This is a genomic window from Ureibacillus chungkukjangi (genome assembly GCF_003217295.1).
In the GTDB taxonomy this organism is placed as follows: domain Bacteria; phylum Bacillota; class Bacilli; order Bacillales_A; family Planococcaceae; genus Ureibacillus; species Ureibacillus chungkukjangi.
Genome location: NZ_QJTJ01000005.1, coordinates 60014 through 77925, shown reverse-complemented (window position 1 = coordinate 77925; position 17912 = coordinate 60014). Strand labels below are relative to the sequence as shown.

Annotated in this window: 17 protein-coding genes; 8 read left to right on the top strand and 9 right to left on the bottom strand. The window is 35.9% G+C overall.

Annotated features, from left to right (window positions below; genetic code table 11):
- The first annotated feature begins 248 nt into the window (after positions 1–248).
- Positions 249–1706: a M20 family peptidase gene (locus BJ095_RS05875; RefSeq protein WP_181417971.1), complete on the top strand. Its 1458-nt coding sequence runs from the start codon at positions 249–251 to the stop codon at positions 1704–1706.
- A 253-nt stretch (positions 1707–1959) separates the two neighbouring features.
- Here BJ095_RS05875 and BJ095_RS05870 read toward each other — a convergent pair whose 3' ends face one another.
- Positions 1960–2478, bottom strand: a complete 519-nt coding sequence (locus BJ095_RS05870) for a hypothetical protein (protein ID WP_107933285.1) — start codon at positions 2476–2478, stop codon at positions 1960–1962.
- Between the two features lie 165 nt (positions 2479–2643).
- Between BJ095_RS05870 and BJ095_RS18980 the strand changes: the two genes are divergently transcribed.
- The 5 genes from BJ095_RS18980 (at position 2644) to qoxD (ending at position 6909) form a co-directional block, all read left to right on the top strand.
- Complete coding sequence (locus BJ095_RS18980) at positions 2644–2784, top strand: hypothetical protein (RefSeq protein ID WP_181417970.1); 141 nt, start codon at positions 2644–2646, stop codon at positions 2782–2784.
- A 318-nt stretch (positions 2785–3102) separates the two neighbouring features.
- Complete coding sequence (gene qoxA, locus BJ095_RS05865) at positions 3103–4023, top strand: cytochrome aa3 quinol oxidase subunit II (protein WP_107933283.1); 921 nt, start codon at positions 3103–3105, stop codon at positions 4021–4023.
- 60 nt (positions 4024–4083) lie between these two features.
- A complete protein-coding gene (qoxB, locus tag BJ095_RS05860; RefSeq protein WP_107933281.1) occupies positions 4084–6030 on the top strand; it encodes a cytochrome aa3 quinol oxidase subunit I in 1947 nt (648 codons plus the stop codon).
- The gene (qoxC, locus tag BJ095_RS05855) at positions 6030–6626 is read left to right on the top strand and encodes a cytochrome aa3 quinol oxidase subunit III (RefSeq protein ID WP_107933279.1); all 597 of its coding nucleotides are present in this window, start codon (positions 6030–6032) and stop codon (positions 6624–6626) included. Before qoxB ends, qoxC begins: the two co-directional genes overlap by 1 nt.
- A 1-nt stretch (position 6627) precedes the next feature.
- Entirely contained in the window at positions 6628–6909 is a 282-nt protein-coding gene (qoxD, locus tag BJ095_RS05850) for a cytochrome aa3 quinol oxidase subunit IV (RefSeq protein ID WP_107933277.1), read from the top strand.
- Between the two features lie 69 nt (positions 6910–6978).
- On the opposite strand, the gene BJ095_RS05845 is transcribed toward qoxD, so the two are convergent.
- Both BJ095_RS05845 and BJ095_RS05840 read right to left on the bottom strand, forming a co-directional pair.
- A complete protein-coding gene (locus BJ095_RS05845; protein ID WP_235867586.1) occupies positions 6979–7539 on the bottom strand; it encodes an RNA polymerase subunit sigma in 561 nt (186 codons plus the stop codon).
- A 196-nt stretch (positions 7540–7735) separates the two neighbouring features.
- On the bottom strand, positions 7736–7939 hold the full coding sequence (locus tag BJ095_RS05840; protein ID WP_107933275.1) for a hypothetical protein: 204 nt from the start codon (positions 7937–7939) through the stop codon (positions 7736–7738).
- A 583-nt stretch (positions 7940–8522) separates the two neighbouring features.
- Between BJ095_RS05840 and BJ095_RS05835 the strand changes: the two genes are divergently transcribed.
- A complete protein-coding gene (locus tag BJ095_RS05835; RefSeq protein ID WP_235867585.1) occupies positions 8523–9137 on the top strand; it encodes an HD-GYP domain-containing protein in 615 nt (204 codons plus the stop codon).
- Positions 9138–9189: 52 nt separating this feature from the next.
- On the opposite strand, the gene BJ095_RS05830 is transcribed toward BJ095_RS05835, so the two are convergent.
- From BJ095_RS05830 to BJ095_RS05820, 3 genes are all read right to left on the bottom strand, one after another.
- Positions 9190–10119 (bottom strand): nucleoside hydrolase, encoded by a 930-nt coding sequence (locus BJ095_RS05830; protein ID WP_107933271.1) that lies wholly within the window; start codon positions 10117–10119, stop codon positions 9190–9192.
- A 233-nt stretch (positions 10120–10352) separates the two neighbouring features.
- Positions 10353–10979: a nitroreductase family protein gene (locus BJ095_RS05825; RefSeq protein WP_107933269.1), complete on the bottom strand. Its 627-nt coding sequence runs from the start codon at positions 10977–10979 to the stop codon at positions 10353–10355.
- A 25-nt stretch (positions 10980–11004) separates the two neighbouring features.
- Positions 11005–11439 (bottom strand): MarR family winged helix-turn-helix transcriptional regulator, encoded by a 435-nt coding sequence (locus tag BJ095_RS05820; RefSeq protein WP_202973771.1) that lies wholly within the window; start codon positions 11437–11439, stop codon positions 11005–11007.
- Positions 11440–11648: 209 nt separating this feature from the next.
- On the opposite strand from BJ095_RS05820, the gene BJ095_RS05815 reads away from it, so the two are divergent.
- Positions 11649–13394 (top strand): B12-binding domain-containing radical SAM protein, encoded by a 1746-nt coding sequence (locus BJ095_RS05815; protein WP_107933267.1) that lies wholly within the window; start codon positions 11649–11651, stop codon positions 13392–13394.
- A gap of 32 nt (positions 13395–13426) precedes the next feature.
- Here the strand turns inward: BJ095_RS05815 and BJ095_RS05810 are convergent, their stop codons facing one another.
- The 3 genes from BJ095_RS05810 to BJ095_RS05800 all read right to left on the bottom strand — a co-directional run bounded on the left by BJ095_RS05810 (position 13427) and on the right by BJ095_RS05800 (position 17866).
- Positions 13427–13744, bottom strand: a complete 318-nt coding sequence (locus BJ095_RS05810) for a hypothetical protein (RefSeq protein ID WP_235867584.1) — start codon at positions 13742–13744, stop codon at positions 13427–13429.
- Between the two features lie 885 nt (positions 13745–14629).
- The gene (locus BJ095_RS05805; protein ID WP_107933263.1) at positions 14630–16114 is read right to left on the bottom strand and encodes an aldehyde dehydrogenase family protein; all 1485 of its coding nucleotides are present in this window, start codon (positions 16112–16114) and stop codon (positions 14630–14632) included.
- Positions 16115–16294: 180 nt separating this feature from the next.
- Entirely contained in the window at positions 16295–17866 is a 1572-nt protein-coding gene (locus BJ095_RS05800) for an alkaline phosphatase family protein (RefSeq protein WP_107933261.1), read from the bottom strand.
- Between the last annotated feature and the right edge of the window lie 46 nt (positions 17867–17912).

Genomic DNA, 17912 nt, shown 5'->3' with positions numbered 1-17912 from the left:
ATACTCAGTTACAACACGGTATGTAAATTTCAAATCACTTATGCGAAAAAAATAAAGCGTTTTCATTAAGAAACTAATTATTATTTTTCTGGATTTAATCATAAAAAAGTTCCTACCAAAGATGGTAATGTCAGCTAGGTATCCTCTTTGATGATTACTTATCTTTTGGTCATATCTCATATATTTGCAGGATTAATCGTATAATTAATAGAATATTAATTTAATACTTTTGAATGGAGAAATTAGTCATGAAATTTAAGAAATTTCTATTTATCCTGCTTGCACTATTAGTTGTATTTATCGGTTTTACATTAACGAATACATTTTTAACAGCCTCAAAACAACCACCTATTGTTCCTAGCTCCGTGGAACTTGATGAAAATGCAGCTATAGAGAAGTTTTCGAAAGCGCTTACGTATAAAACTATTTCCTATCAAGAACGTGAAAAATTTGATTTACAGGAGTTTGACAAATTCATCTCTTTTTTAATGGATAGTTATCCAACCGTTCACGAAAATCTAGAGTTAGAGACCATCAATGATTACGCTCTTGTATACAAATGGGAAGGCACAAACCCTAATACTAAACCCATTGGTCTAACCAGCCATTATGATGTCGTACCAGTCCTTAGTGGAACAGAAGGTAATTGGGAAAAAGACCCATTTAGTGGAGCCGTACAAGACGGGTTAATCTGGGGGCGTGGAACGTTAGATGATAAAATCGGTGTTATCGGAATATTAGAGGCCGCTGAATACTTACTTAAAGAAGGCTTTACACCTTCGAGAGATATCTATTTTATGTTTGGGTTTGATGAAGAAATCGGTGGCGAGCTAGGAGCAAAAGCCATTGCAGATAGTCTAAAACAACGAGGAATACAATTTGACTTTGTTCTAGATGAAGGCGGTGCTATAGTTGAAAATATGGTGCCGGGAGTTGACCAACCAGTTGGGGTTGTTGGAATATCTGAAAAAGGCTCTGCTACTGCTGAATTGACGATAAAAGGTAGTGGTGGACATTCCTCCCAGCCTAAAGATCGAACAAATATCGGGCGTATTGCAAGCGCTATTGCAGCACTAGAAGAAACTCAATTTGAAGGGAAATTACGAGGTCCCGGCAATGACTTATTTGAATTTGTTGCACCAGAAATGAGCTTTGGCATGAAATATGTCTTTTCAAATAAAATTATATTCAAGTCCATAATTGAGCAGATTTTGCTTAAGGAGCCAGCTACAGCAGCACTAATTCGTACAACCATCGCCCCTACTATCTTCCATGCTGGTGAACAATATAATGCGTTGCCTGAAGAAGCAACCGCAATAATAAATTTACGATTAATGCCAGGAGATTCGTTAGAGGATGTGAAAGAATTTATTGTTAAAACTATAGATGATGATGGGATTACAGTTACAGTCACTGGTTCAGAAAGTTCTAGTGTATCATCAACAGACGGTCCTCAATTTAAAGCAATTCAACAAGCAGCACGAAATGTCTATAATGATGCCATCATTGCACCATATTTAATGTTCGCTGGTTCAGACGCTAAGCATTATGATATTATCTCTGACAATACCTACCGCTTCTTGCCAGTTCAAATTACATCTGAAGATTTAAACAGAATGCATGGCACCAATGAACACATAAGTAGTGAAAACTATATTAATGCGATTAAATTCTATGTAGAAATTATGAAAGTAACTAATCAATAATTATCTTTAGGCATTCGTCATGGGCGATTGCCTTTTTTATATTTTCCAATTGAAAAATTAAAAGGTTGGATTTTTTACCAACCTTTTTACTATATATTAACTTGCCCTATAAAAGTTTATATTAGGAATTCTGATAATTTTCTTTTGCAACCTTCTAAATATGTAGAAGATATATTCTCGGCTTTTAGATGTAAGTCCTGAGATTATTGGTGAGCTGACTAATATGAAAAATCAAATAAAACAAACTGTTAGATTAATATGGATTTGTTGGATGATAAACACTAATAAAAAATTGCACATGACTTTCTTCAAGTGCTAGCGCTCTTATAAATAATGCATTTTGAGCAGTTAATGCTAATTCTGAATTGGCAGGAACAATTTCTTCGACTAGCACCTCATCATCATCTTCCATACTTATTAAGACATCATTGTCAGACAAATTACGCGCTATTACTGTTATAAGAAGTGGCGCACGCATGGGTGATGCTGGGGCTGCATATATGAGTGTGTAATCTTGATTTTTTGGAGGTTCCTCTACCGTGTCAGTTTCAGGAAAAAAATTAGAGGAATCATCAATGGTTGTATCCTCTTGATTATTTTCAGTTATTGAATCTTCTTCTATAATCAGCTTTTGCTCTCCACCTATCGTGGCATTCACACAAAAATTTTGACCGATGATGAGCGAATTCCTCTCAAAAATCACTTCACTTTCTATCCGATTGTTCCCACGATCATCATTTGTATCTTTATTGGAATTCCAGTCCAAACCCATTCTCAGCCCTCCTTCTCTTTACTAGTTAATGCTGTGTAAAGTGAATTGGAAGGGCTAATCAATTAAAAATTAAAGAAAATCTGTAACAAAATTCATTTTTATTGTTTAACTTGCTGAGGAATTACAATTTGAAATAAGCGCAAAATACATAGGGGAGGTGAAGAAATGTCAAAATGGCAACGTAATACATTTAGAAAAATGAAAAAACCAAAGAAAATCAATAACCGTGAAGAAATTTCACAGGAGCAAAATTTTGAAAAAGCTTTAAAGAAAATTGAATACCAAGATAATAAGATTAACGATTAACCCTTACCAAAAGATCTCTTTTTATAGAGATCTTTTTATTTAGATATAATATCTCCTTAATTAATTCAACTCAAACCTCCTCATTTAATACAAATAAAGGAAAATGAACGCGTTTTCATTCCATTTTCTTACAAATATCACTACATATTGATAAAACGTGAACTTTATGTGAATAACTTTTGAATAGATGGTGAACCTTTTGTGAATTCCCTTTTTTCTCGATGTTTTTACTATTCCAATGCTTAAAATAGAGTTATAGTGTTGGAGGAAGTCAACAGGTGATTTTCTTTTGACTAATAAGGGAAGGTGAATATCTTTATGAGAAAAAAATGGACATTATTAACGTCAATGATGGCATTTGTCTTTATATTAGCTGGTTGTGAACCACTTTTAGTTTTAGATCCAAAAGGTCCACAAGCCCAAAGACAAGCGAATGATATTATGTTATCAATCGGCATCATGTCTGTAATAGTAATCGTTGTCATGGTCATCTTAACATTTATTCTATTTAAGTATCGTGAATCAAAACTGCCTGACGATTACGAACCACCACATATCCACGGCAATAAATGGGTTGAAATTGTTTGTGTAGGTGTACCAATTTTAATAGTAGCTTATTTATCATTTGTCTCTGTAAAAAGTAATTATATCGTTGAATCAGCACCAGAAGGTTATGAAAATCAAGAACCTTTAGTAATCTATGCTTCCTCTTCTGACTGGAAATGGCACTTTAGTTATCCAGAAGAAGGTATTGAAACAGTAAACTACCTATATATTCCGACAGATCGTCCGTTAGAATTCAAGCTTTATTCTCACGGTCCAATCACAAGCTTCTGGATTCCACAGCTTGGTGGACAGAAATATGCAATGTCTGACATGGTAACTACTTTACATTTAGCTGCAGATGCTGCTGGAGAATTTATGGGACGAAATGCGAACTTTAGTGGTAAAGGCTTCGCTGAAAATACGTTCAACGTAACAGCAATGCCTCAAGCAGATTTCGATGATTGGGTTAAGGAAGTGCACGAAACTGCCAAACCAATTACTGAAAGTGAATTTGAAAAATTAATAGAACCAGGTCACCTTGGACAAATGACCTTTACGGGTACTCATTTAGAATTTAGTCCAGCTCCAGAACACGCACATAACGAAGTTTCTGATGAAGACAATAATGAAAGTCATGAACATACAAATCACGAAGATCACACTGAAGATGAAACAGACCACAGCGGTCATTAATTTGAAAAGCTAAAGATGAGTTTCAAAGACTAGTATTTTAGCTTGAAAGGAGAAAAAAGGATGGAATTCTTAGAACGATTTGCCATACCTCATCCAAGTCCAGCGATCTATGCCTCAATGGTTGCCATTGCTTTAGTTAGTATTGGTATTCTTGCAGGCTTAACATATTTCAAAAAATGGGGCTATTTATGGCGCGAATGGTTAACAACTGTTGACCATAAAAAAATCGGGATTATGTACTTAGTCTCTGCCCTACTTATGTTATTCCGCGGTGGTGCTGATGCCATTATGATGCGTGCTCAGCTGTCTGCACCGGATATGAAATTATTAGATGCACAACACTATAACGAAATTTTCACAACTCATGGTGTTGTTATGATTATCTTTATGGCTATGCCATTTATCTTTGCATTTATGAACCTAATCGTACCATTACAAATCGGTGCACGAGATGTTGCATTCCCACGCTTAAACGCTTTAAGCTTCTGGTTATTCTTTGCCGGAGCAATGTTATTTAATATCTCATTCGTCATTGGTGGTTCACCAGACGCTGGTTGGACTTCCTACTTCCCTCTTGCAGGTAACGATTTTAGTGAATCTGTAGGGACGAATTATTATATGCTAGCGATCCAAATTTCAGGGATTGGGTCTTTAATGACTGGTATTAACATGTGTACTACGATTTTAAAAATGCGTGCACCTGGTATGACACTAATGAAAATGCCAATGTTTACTTGGTCGGCATTTATTGCTAACGTAATTATCGTTTTCGCATTCCCTGTATTAACAGTTGCACTATTAATGGGGACAACAGATCGCTTATTTGCAACAAATTTCTTTACTACAGATAACGGTGGTATGGATATGCTTTGGGCCAACTTCTTCTGGATTTGGGGACATCCTGAGGTTTATATCTTAATCTTACCGGCATTTGGTCTTTACAGTGAAATCATCTCAACCTTCTCAAAACGTAACCTATATGGCTATTCATCTATGGTTTGGTCAATGGTACTGATTTCACTTCTGTCGTTCTTAGTTTGGACTCACCATTTCTTCACGATGGGTCAAGGCGCATTAACAAACAGCATATTCTCTATTACTACAATGGCGATTGCTGTTCCGACAGGGGTTAAAATCTTTAACTGGTTATTTACAATGTGGAAAGGGAAAATTCGCTTTACAGTCCCTATGCTATACTCAGTAGCCTTTATTCCATTATTTACTATTGGTGGGGTTACAGGTGTAATGCTAGCGATGTCAGCGGCTGACTATCAATATCATAATACAATGTTCTTAGTAGCCCATTTCCATAATACAATTATTCCTGGTGTAGTATTCGCTATGCTAGCAGGTTTAACTTTCTACTGGCCAAAATTCTTTGGATTCATTTTAAATGAAAAAATCGGTAAAGTTACGTTCTGGTTATTAACAGTTGGTTTCGTACTTGCCTTCTTCCCTATGTATATCACAGGTTTAGACGGTCAAGCACGTCGTATGTACACTTACTCTGAAGCAACTGGCTTTGGTGCATTAAATATGCTGTCATTCGCTGGTGCTGCTTTAATGGCAATCGGATTTGTGACAATAGTGTATAACATTTACTATAGCTTTAAAAACTCGTCAAGAGATATCGGTAGTGACCCATGGGATGCTCGCTCTTTAGAATGGGCTACTCACACTCCAGTTCCAGAATACAACTTTGCTCGAACACCTCAAATCAGTTCAAGTGAAACATTCTGGGACTCAAAGAAAAATGGTCACGAATTGTTTAAGGGTGAAATAGAAGAAATTCATATGCCTAATAATAGTGGAATTCCATTCGTTATGGGTATGATCTTCTTCGTTGCCGGATTCTCATTCATCTTCGCATTATGGGTTCCAGCAGTGATTTCACTTATCGGTATCTTCATTTGTATGGCAATGCGTTCCTTCGAGAAAGATCATGGACGCCATATTTCGGTGAAGGAAATCATTGAAACTGAAGAAAAACTTGGAGGTGCAAAATAATGCATATCGATAATTCGCAGCCTCTTGAGTATAGTACTCAACAAAATCAGTTAAATATATTAGGATTCTGGATTTTCTTAGGTGCTGAAATTATGCTGTTTGCTACCCTGTTCACAGCATACTTCACGCTTGAAGGCCGTACTGGTTCTGGCCCAGCTCCTGCTGAAATTTTTGAAATCACGCCTGTTCTAATTGAAACACTTGTTTTATTAACAAGTAGTTTTACAATCGGACTTGGTATTCATGCAATGAGACTTGGTCGCAAAAATGCAATGCTAACATTCTTTACAATTACCCTACTCCTTGGTCTTTGCTTCTTGGGCGTAGAGATTTATGAATTTATGCATTACTACCATATTGGTGCAACTTATCAAACAAGTGCCTTCACTGCAGCACTTTTAACAACTTTAGGAACACATGGTGCTCACGTTACTTTAGGTTTATTCTGGGGAACATTTATTATTCTTCAAGTTAAAAAACGTGGTTTAACACCAGAAACAGCAAATAAATCATTTATTTTCTCTCTTTACTGGCATTTCTTAGATGTTGTTTGGATCTTTATCTTCAGCTTCATCTATCTGAAAGGAATGATGTAATATGAAAGAATTATTCCCTGCAAAACAGGTTATAGGCTTTGTTGCATCATTAGTCTTAACTGCTATTGCATTATTAGTTTACTTTACTGATATGACCTTCACAGTTGGTATGACGATTTTATTAGCAACGGCCTTTATCCAAGCCTTTCTACAAATTGTTGTATTCATGCATGCTGGAGAGTCTAAGGATGGAAAAGCCATCTATACAAATATCCTTTATGCTGTAGTAATTGCACTCGTTACCGTATTTGGTACGCTGCTAATTCTTCTTTGGGATATGTAATACTGTAATTAAAAAAGCAAGAGCACCTCATAACAGGCTGCTCTTGCTTTTTCTTTGTTTTCGTATCATTTATTGTATTGGCATAAAGCTCACTTGCCATATCCCATCTTTATTCATGACTAATTGAAATCCTGATTTACCATTTCCCTCTTTAGGATTTGGATTATACTCGATATAGCCTTCGTACTCACTCGTTTGAATGAAATTTCCATTGTCAATGTTGTTAAAGGTTTTCAGTTGCTGCTCCTTCGTTCCTCTATCAGCTTTTGGAATGGCCTCATCTTCTTCTTTGCTCCATGAAATAAGCTCTTCTCTATCAGTGTATAGAGCATATTGCAGATTGTACTTTTCATCGATTCCAGCCTGAACATAGATCTTTGCAATTGATAGTGGCTCTAACTGCTTTAAATGGGATAAGTCAAAATTCTTTTGAAAATTGCTGTATGCCAAATCCTCAGCTCCAGATAATTCGAAAAGCTTTACAGGTGTTTGTGGTTCTTCAATAATTTCCGTTTCTTGTGGATTTGGTGATTGTTCAGATTCTAGCTGTGCTTCTTGCTCCTCGGTCTCCCCCGATACCATAGATATAGAATTGTTTTCGCAGCCTGTAATGACGAAAATAAAAGCCAATAATAGTGAAATAAACCTATACATAGTAAGCCCCTTTTTATTAATATCCTCATTATACTATTTATCCAGTATTTGGAAATAAATCTTTTGGTGGTATTTGGCTGAAAATGAAAAGAGGCATGAGTCATTCTTATTTCTGAATGACCATGCCTAATATCGGTATGCTTTTATAGCGATTCTTTTGATAATTTTTCTTCTATTTAGCTATACTTCGATTAGATTTTTCTGATTCATGTTCAGACAGTAATTGTAAAAATAAGAACATGATAAATAATGCTCCACCACATTTTGCGATTTCAATTCCGTACCATATTGAGAAGTTTATATAAAAGCTAGCAATAACAAGAATTATACCTAGAGCCACAAGCATCCCAGAAAGTTTTGTGTATAAATTGAACATTGAAAATCACTCCTTCTTGGACTATTTATATATAGTATACAACCTCCTTCACAATTTAGCCACATTTTATTAACAATTTCGTCACATTTTATCCACTAATTAGTCAAAAATGTTTGTGTGCTGTTTGTGTGCCAGGTACACAAACAAATGTGAATATTCAGAATTGTTCCTAAATTGTTTGTGTACCTGGTACATAGTATTAAATGAGTTGGGACATAATTAGCTTAGGTTGGTTTAAAGTTATAGCTTTGATGGAGGATTTATGAGTAAAAAAAATTTTTTTAGTAGTCATTTATATAACCCTCTCTATTTTCGATATTGTTTTTATTTTGTATTTTCTCTTGCTGTAATTTTAAACAGCATTATTATTCATGGAGGAAGTAATTTCTACATATTATATATATTTTCTGTGATATTTTTAGGTATTGGCTTCTATGATAAGCCTCTTTGGTTTTTAATATTGCTTACATTTATCATAGTAACTTGCAGGTTTTTTTTGATAACAGATTCTACATCTACCTTTGGGGTTTTTCTTATTCATTTTCTTACCTATTTAATAATAATGCTCATATCAACCGGTTTAATGAAATATGTACAAAAGGTGGAGGAGGATAACTTAGAGTTAACAATCGCGCTCGCCAATGCATTAGATTCCAGAGACCACTACACTCTGCATCATTCTGAAAACGTTGCAAAATACTCTGTTCAAATCGCAAGGAAATTGAATTTGCCAAATTTGAGTTGCGAGATTATTCGTAAAGGTGCCTTGCTTCACGATATTGGAAAAATAGGAATACCAGAAAATATATTGACTAAGCAAGATAAATTGACAGATGAAGAATATGAAATCATTAAAAACCATCCAATACTTGGACACAATATGATTAAGCATATAGTTAATTTTCATAAAAACGGTGTATTAGATATCGTTTTATACCATCACGAAAGATACGATGGAAATGGATATCCAATGGGATTAAAGGGCAAACAAATCCCCCTTTTTGCTCGGATAGTAGCTATAGCTGATAGTTTTGATGCAATGACTACGAAACGTGTATATAGAGACGAGCTTGATTTGGAATATGCGATCAATGAAATACGAAAAAACAAAGGAAAGCAATTTGATCCAGAGCTTGTAGAAGTGTTTTTAAGTTTATTCGATCAGAACAATCTTATTTCAAATAAGGAGCAAACATAGTTGAAGTCAACTGGTTTGCTCCTTATTTTCAATCTAAGCTTAAAAGCGGCTATTAATCCTGCACCATAACCTTTCTCAGCTCTTCTATAAATGCCTCATAATGAAGCTTAACTGCTATCCTAGTCTTTCCTTTTTCCGCTGTTGGTCGATAATCGATATAAGACATTCCCTTTGCCTCTGTTGCTTCGATTACTGTTGCGTCATAATATATGTACTCAACAATACTAGGATTCTTTACAACCATAACAGTTAGTAAATCATGGATTGGAGCACCTTGAATTCCTGGCACAGATTTCTTATAAAAATCAAAATAATATTGGAATATAGGCTCTAATAAATTGGCATACATATTTTTATCGTTATTGGAAATGGCACGTACCATTTCTTCTGTAAGTACTGCTTGCTGCGTTACATTTAAAGGAGTAATAGTAAGATTATGAGCATACTTCAACACAAAATTGGATGAAGTAGGATCCCCGTAAAAGTTTGCTTCTGCGAGTGCTGTTGCATTCCCCGGCACAAAAAATGCACCACCCATAACATAAAAGGAATTTACCATTTCTATATATTCCGGAAATAGAATAAAGGCAGTAGCAAGTGTTGTGGAACGACCGGTATCGACAATTATTACTTCATCTTTATATTTTTCTATAATGTGACGAATCATATCAAATGGATAAATCCGATATTGAAAATTTTCAGGTGGTTGAATCGGTCCTATACCCTCTTGCCCATGAATTTCAGGGTAAAATACAGTTTCTTCTTCTGTAACAGGCATCGATGCACCCGGAATAACAGGAATATCACTTCTGCCCGCCAATTCTAGCAAATAGGCAGCATTCGCTGTAGCTTGATCCTTTGTGACATTTCCATAACTTGCAACAATTCCAACCAATTCAATTTCCGGATCAAGTATTGCATACATAATTGCCAAGGAATCGTCAATTCCAGGGTCACAAAACAAAAGTATTTTCTTTGTGATAGAAAATCCCCCTCTCTACCTCATATATATTCAGCATTTTTAGAAGAATTCCAAAAATTGTAATGTAACATAAACTTAAAATTGATAATTAACTACACATATCGTGAGTCATATGTAAGTTGTTGCTTTTCAACCTTTAAATAGTAAATAAATGAATAACAAAAGCCACAAATCCATTTGGTAATGGATTGTGGCTCTGTAATAAATAATATTAGATTTTATAGATGAGATTCCTATATGTATCTTATTATTTGTTCGAGAGGTAAACGTGATGACCCATATGCAGGAGCATCAGCCTCGCCAATTGCGATTAACAAAATCGGAATTTCATTTTTAGGTAAGTTAAACTTCTCTGCAAATTTAACTTTGTCAAAACCACCCATTGGTACTGTATCATATCCCATATCTTTAGCTAACAACATAATTTGCATGGATACCAGGCCAGTATCAAAATGAATAAGTCTTGATAATACCTCTTCAGGTAAGCCTCCATATAACGCCAGTGAATTTTTAATCATTAAATCCGCAATTTCTCTTGACATAAAACCATGCTCAAAATTTGCATCATAAATTTGTTCTGCTTTTTTGTACATTTCAAGATCTCCCAGCACTGCAATAATTGCTGAAGAAGTCTCAACTTGCTCCTGATTATTTGCGATTTCACGTAATTCTTTTTTTACCTGTTGATCTTCAATAACTATAAATCGCCAAGGTTGCATGTTGCTCGATGAAGGCGCTGATATTGCATTTTGTAATAGAGTATGTAGTTTTTCATGTGGAATAACAACACCCTCTTTATATTTACGAACAGAGTTTCTTTCATGCATTAATTGTTCAATTGTTTTTAGTGTAGTTGTCATTTTTCAAACCTCTTTCAGTGTTCTTTTATATAAATTTTAGTTCAGTGTTATCCTTAAGTTTTCTAACTAATAGTTGAAGATGCTTTATGTCTTGATCGGTAAAATTGTTAAACATTTCATCAAAAAATTGCTTTCTATCTAAATCACAGTCCCCCAATACACTTTTACCAGTATCCGTGATTTGTACTATCACTTCACGGTTATTTTGCTTATTCCGAGTACGAATTACAAAACTCTTCTCTTCAAGTATTTTTAAGTGCCTCGTAATTGCAGCTTGGTCAATCTTTAAGAATTGCTGCAACTCAATTTGAGAAAGCTGTCCTTTAGTTAGTAATGTGTGCAACATTTCATATCTAGTCAAACTAATCCCAGTTCGCTTTTCAAAGTTTTGGGTGACTTGTCTATCAATATTTTTAAGCATTAAAAAAATATGTTTTATCTCCTCGCATGATTGTTGCATTACTTCCCTCCTAACCAATGACCAAACAATAGTTGACTAGTCAATTGTATTACAACTAATCAATTATTCAAGCAAATAGCTCATAAAATGCAGCATTATTTTTTTGGAGATACTCCCCCTTCCCTCCTGAAAATACATAATCCCTAGACGTTACCCATTAAAAATCGTATAGTTATATCTTGATAAGTGTCAAAAAAGGAGATTCATTCATGAAGATAGTTCTTACAACATTGAACGCCAAATATATACATACGAACTTGGCGTTACGTTATTTAAAAGGTTCTGCGCAGCCTGAATTTGACCCAAAAATTATTGAATATACAATTAAAGATCCCGCATTTAATATTGTTTCTGATTTATATCAGCATAAACCAGATGTTGTTGGATTCAGTTGCTATATATGGAACATTGAAGAAACAATCGGTGTCATCCGAATGCTCAAAACAGTTTCGCCAAATACGAAAATCATTTTAGGGGGTCCTGAAGTTTCTTATGATGTTCACGATTGGTTACGAAGAATTCCTGAAGTAGATTATATTGTAATGGGTGAAGGTGAGCTTTCCTTCAAAATATTACTGCAGCATATTAATGGAGAGGTACCATTAGAAGATGTACCAGGGATTTGTTATTTACTGGATGGCAAGATGAAAATCCATGCTCAGCCAAAGAAGGTCGATTTACGTGAGCTTCCAAGCCCTTATCGTTTTGAGGAGGATCGTGCCTCTTTAGGAAAGCGAATTCAATATATCGAAACAAGTCGTGGGTGTCCATTTTCATGTCAATTCTGTCTTTCCTCTATCGAAGTCGGCGTTCGTTACTTTAACCGAGATAAAATCAAAGAAGAAATTCGTTATTTAATGGACAATGGCGCAAAAACGATTAAATTTGTCGATCGTACTTTTAATATTAGCCGTAGCTATGCAATGGAAATGTTCCAATTTTTAATTGATGAGCATAAACCAGGTGTTGTGTTCCAATTTGAGATTACAGCTGATATTATGCGCCCAGAAGTAATTCAATTCTTGAATGACAACGCTCCCCATGGCCTGTTCCGCTTTGAAATCGGGGTACAATCTACTAATGATTTAACAAATGAATTAGTAAAACGTCGTCAAAACTTCGAAAAGCTGAAACGTACTGTAACAATGGTAAAAGAAGGCGGTAAAATCGATCAGCATCTTGATTTGATCGCTGGTCTTCCAGAAGAAGATTATGATAGCTTCAGACAAACCTTTAATGATGTGTTTGCAATGCGCCCAGAGGAACTTCAGCTTGGCTTCTTAAAGCTATTGCGCGGAACAGGGCTTCGCGTACAGGCTGAGCAATACGGCTACACATATGTGGATTTGGCACCATACGAGATCTTTTCAAACAATGTCCTGACATTTGATGAAATTATTCGCATCAAGCACGCAGAAGATGTACTAGAGAAATATTGGAATGACCATCGCATGGATAATACGATTGAATATCTGGTAACGGAAGTGTTTGAAACACCATTTGATTTCTTCCAAAACTTCGGAACTTACTGGGAGCATAAGGGCTGGTCTCGAATCGGACATCAGCTTGAGGATTTATTTAAACGTTTGGAGGAATTTTTAGCTACTCAGCCTAATGTTAACTTGAAAATTGTACGAAGCCTGATGCAGCTTGACTATCTTTCAAGACAGCAATTCCAGCCTCGAAAGCTTTGGTGGGACGAGCGCGTTTCTCGTGACGTACAAAAAGAAATCTATAGCTTATTAAAAGAAACACCATCTCTTGCAGGTGAAGAATTTGCTCAATTAGACTTAAGTGAAAAGGAATTCTTTAAACATTCACTTATCATTCCATTTACGATTGATTATAATGCCTTCCAAAACGGACAGGTTATTGCTCTTGATGGCTATTTACTCACTTACTTCCGCATCGGACAAGCTCCCTACTTTGCAACTTTACAAAAAGCGATTCAATAAAAAATGGAGCCTTTCTCTTTAAGAGAAAGGCTCTAATTATCTTTACGTTCGGTTAATATATCCTGAATGATTTCAATATGAGATGCAGCCCAAGCCTTCTCTCGAAAATGCAAGAATAAACTGAAGGTAATCCCCCCAAGATAAATCACAATAAAAATTAACCAATACTTGCTCCCCTGCGCAAATAAATGTTTTTGTAAGCTATTAGAAAAGATAAGAAATAAAAATGGAATCGAAGAAACATATACCGGGATCATGCCCGACCCATTTTTCTCCTTAATCAGCCGATAAAATATTAGCTTTAATATGTCACTCGTAATGGATTGATAAAAATCTCGTACTTCCTTCATTTCCTTTAAATACTTTGAACTAGCTATACTAGCGGAATTCTTTTTTAGATGACAATAAATTTTATGCGCATCGCCTCGAAACAGGTTCAAAAATCCAACTTCCTTTCGAAACACAGGTGAGCTACAAAACAAATAAAATTTTAATAACTATTACTTATTCTGTGTGAATTTAAGGGAAATATACTATTTTATACTGAATATATATTCAATTGAAGGGATGATATTAATGCTTGTGATGAGATAGCGACGACTCGAGTAGAATATCACTCCGCATGGTAGCAAAGCTTGTTTGATTGCTACGATACAACTAAATTTTCACTCCACATGGTAGCAAAACATTCCTGATTGCTACGATACAACTGAATTCTCGCTCCGCATGGTAGCAAAGCTTGCCTGATTGCTACGATACAACTGGATTCTCGCTCCGCACGGTAGCAAAGCTTGACTGATTGCTACGATATAACTGAATTCTCACTTCGGATGGTAGCAATATATCCATGATTGCTACGATACAACTCAATTCTCACTCCGCATGGTAGCAAAGCTAGCCTGATTGCTACGATACAACTCAATTCTCACTCCGCATGGTAGCAAAACATTCCTGATTGCTACGATATAACTGAATTCTCACTTCGGATGGTAGCAATATATCCATGATTGCTACGATACAACTCAATTTTCACTCCACACTGTAGCAATCCATTCACCATTGCTACGATATAACTGAATTCTCACTCCACACTGTAGCAATCCGCACTCGTTTACGACATTCCAACATAACTCTAAGCTCCACAATGTAGCAAAGCGTTCCTTGTACTTTCTCCTCACCCTTTTCCGCTTAATATTAAAAGGCATCTACAAAAATTTACAGATGCTTTGATATGTTTATTCTGGAATATACGGCAATTCTAAGTTGTTTGGTAAGTTAATGACGTGTGTTTCAGTGTAGGATTTAATACCATCTTCACCATATTCACGTCCAACCCCTGACTGTTTAACTCCACCAAATGGGAAACGAACATCTAGCCCTTGAACAGCAGCTGTGTTAATCATTGTTGTTCCTGCTTCAATACGGCGGGCTACACTAATCGCATGCTCCTGTTCCCCCCAAACAGAGCTCGTTAAACCATAAATGCTTTCGTTGTGCAGTTCAATTACTTGCTCTTCATCGTCAAATGGTAGGATTGGTACAGTAGGGCCGAATTGCTCCTCCACTACAATTGGATCCTGATAGTCCGCATCTAATACTAGAGTCGGTTGCAGGAAGTAACCGTTTTCCATCAATTCTGGATTTAAAATTGTACCTAATGGAATAACCTTTGCCCCTTTGCTTTTTGCATCTTCAATTAGGCTCTTCACATAGTCTACTTGGTTCTTATTATTAACAGGACCAACAGTAACATCCGGGTTAAACGGGTCCCCTACTCGTATCCACTTATTGGCTGCTTCGATATATTTCTCTACAAAAGCATCATAAATCGAACGATGAACATATACTCGTTTAGCAATCATACAAATTTGTCCGGCTGTTAAAAAGTTTGAAATGACCATTCTTCTTAAAGCGCGTTCATCGTTTACATCAAAATCCTCTAAGACGATTGCTGCATCATTACCACCAAGCTCTAATGTCATTTTCTTAATAGTATCAGATGCAGCTTTCATAATATGCTTAGCAGTCTTTGTTCCACCTGTAAAGGCGATTTTTGCTACCTTTTCATTTGAAGTTAACTCCACACCAACTTCGGCATCTCCATTTACAAGATTTAACACACCAGGAGGAAACTCATCAGCAATAATTTCTGTAACTCGACTTACCGCTAAAGGTGCTAATGGGCTTGGCTTTAAAACCATCGTATTCCCAGTTAACAAAGCAGGTGCAATTTTGATAGTAGAAAGGGATAGTGGGTAGTTCCAGGGGGTGATTGCAGAAACTACTCCGATTGGATCATGCGTTATTATTGTCTTGCCATTTTCATGCTCCATCGTTTCCGGTGCTGTCACTTTTTTAACATGATCACAGGCAAACTCCATCCACATAAGAGAAATGGCGATTTCACCCTGAGAATCGTAAAGTGCTTTACCGTGCTCACGGGATAATAATTCAGCAATTTCAGGAGTTGCATCCTTGATTTTTTGAATAGCCGTTCTCATTCTATTAATACGATCATCCACATCAGTCCATGCCCAAGTTTTAAAAGCATTAAAAGCTGCATCAATAGCTTGAATTGTTTCTTCTCTTGTATTATTTGGCGCGTAACCTACAATTTCATTTGGATGGGTTGGATTTTCTCGCTGTATTTTCTTTTCTGTGTGTATTTTCTCACCGTTTATAATCGCAGCCACTGTAATCGGTTCTTTAGTCAATTTCATATACCTCCAAATTTTATTCTTACTAGAAAACTTGTCCTACAAAAGCTTCTAGCCATTCTCCTTAGTAATCAGGATAAAAATTTATCTGTTCTCATCCATCAAAGAGTAGTATGAAAATCCATTACCACAATTATTCAATTATAAAAATTTAAAAATATGAAAAAGAAAAGCCCACCAAACTTATATTGATGGACCAACAATTTCTATTAACCAATTTTTAAAATCAACTAGGCGATTGTATTTCGGTTTCACATCACTTCCGGCAATTATTAGGGGTACAATTGAGTCAACCTCATGAAGCGAGCCGTGTGCCCCTCCCCCTGCATGATCACGACTATGCTCTTCAATAAATTCATAGGAAGGCTTGGCATCTACTATTATAAATCGCCCCTCATGGGAATGCAGCGCTCCATTTAGTCTCGCTAGGGCATCTGGATAGCTACTATATTGAATAGTTTCATCCTCTGAAATTGAAATATCCAAAATTGATAGATCACCTTCTAGATGCCAGTTTTGATTAAATAAATCTTTTTGGTCTCCCTTTGTTGAAAACGATAGAACGGTTTCCTTTTCAGGACTAGCAACATAATTGCCATTATTATCAGCCCATGAAATAAAGCCAATTCGCTTGTCCTCTTTTAGTATCTCGATTATTGAGTCAATATCCATATTCTCATCTATTAGGTTAATATAGGCCATACGTTCATTTATTGCGATAGCTAACTGCCCTTCTGGATTTTTCTTATTCCAAAATGAAAAATCATTCAGTAATTCGTTTAAATCAATTAGTCCCTCTTTCTTGTCCTTCTCAACAAGCGATTGTGCACTATCGCCCATTACAACCCATACTACTTCTTTAACCGCCTCTTCCCATGATGGAAATTGATTTAGAAGCTCTTGAATGGAAAGATCTACGTCCTTTATTGCCTTTAGCTCTTCTGGTCCATTTTTATGCACCTTCATATCGAGATCTGGTAGATATGCAAGAGTAAAGGGAGGCAATTTATTTTGTTCTATTAGATACTTTAATTCGCTTACGGTAAAATTATTATTAAGACCCATACGGTTCCATATAAATTTATGCTTATCATTAGCCGAATTATATTGTGATAAAGCCCCTAGAGAAAAAAGCTGCGGTCCATCTACCTCAATATTCTTTGGAAGGAGGTTCACGAATGATAGCATTCTGGGAACATTCAAATGGTGGGTTGTATCTCCTCTAAAAATTAAACCATTTATAGATGCAGCTTTTATATCTGAGTCCGCAAGCTCTTCGTAAATCGTTTTAATTTTTGGGTTCAAATGTTCATTATTCAAATTGATAATACTATCCCTGACTACGTTTTTCACACCATTATGCCATATTTCCCGCATCCCACTTCCATAGCTGATCATTTGATTTCCCTCATTGTTGAACCAAATTAACCCTGGGACATTATGTTGATCTGCATAGGTTCCTGTTAGGATTGTGCTATCAATTGTCACAGACATCGTTGGATAAGAGCTTATAACATCCGATAGATAATGACCATTATTCATTAAAAAAGATAAGGCTGGAGCATCACCTTCCTCAATAATCTTCTGTAGTGGCTCACTCATAAGAGAATCTACTGTGAGCAAGATGACTGGCTTATTAGATGTGTGTATATCTACTTCATCTAAGTTTTTAGTTGGGGTCATTGAAATCGAAACGCCAGCAACTGCCAATAGAATGACAAATATGAATAAATAACTAATTATTTTACTTTTCATGTAACCACCTATTTTAAAAGAATATATTAATTATGTGTTTTAAACG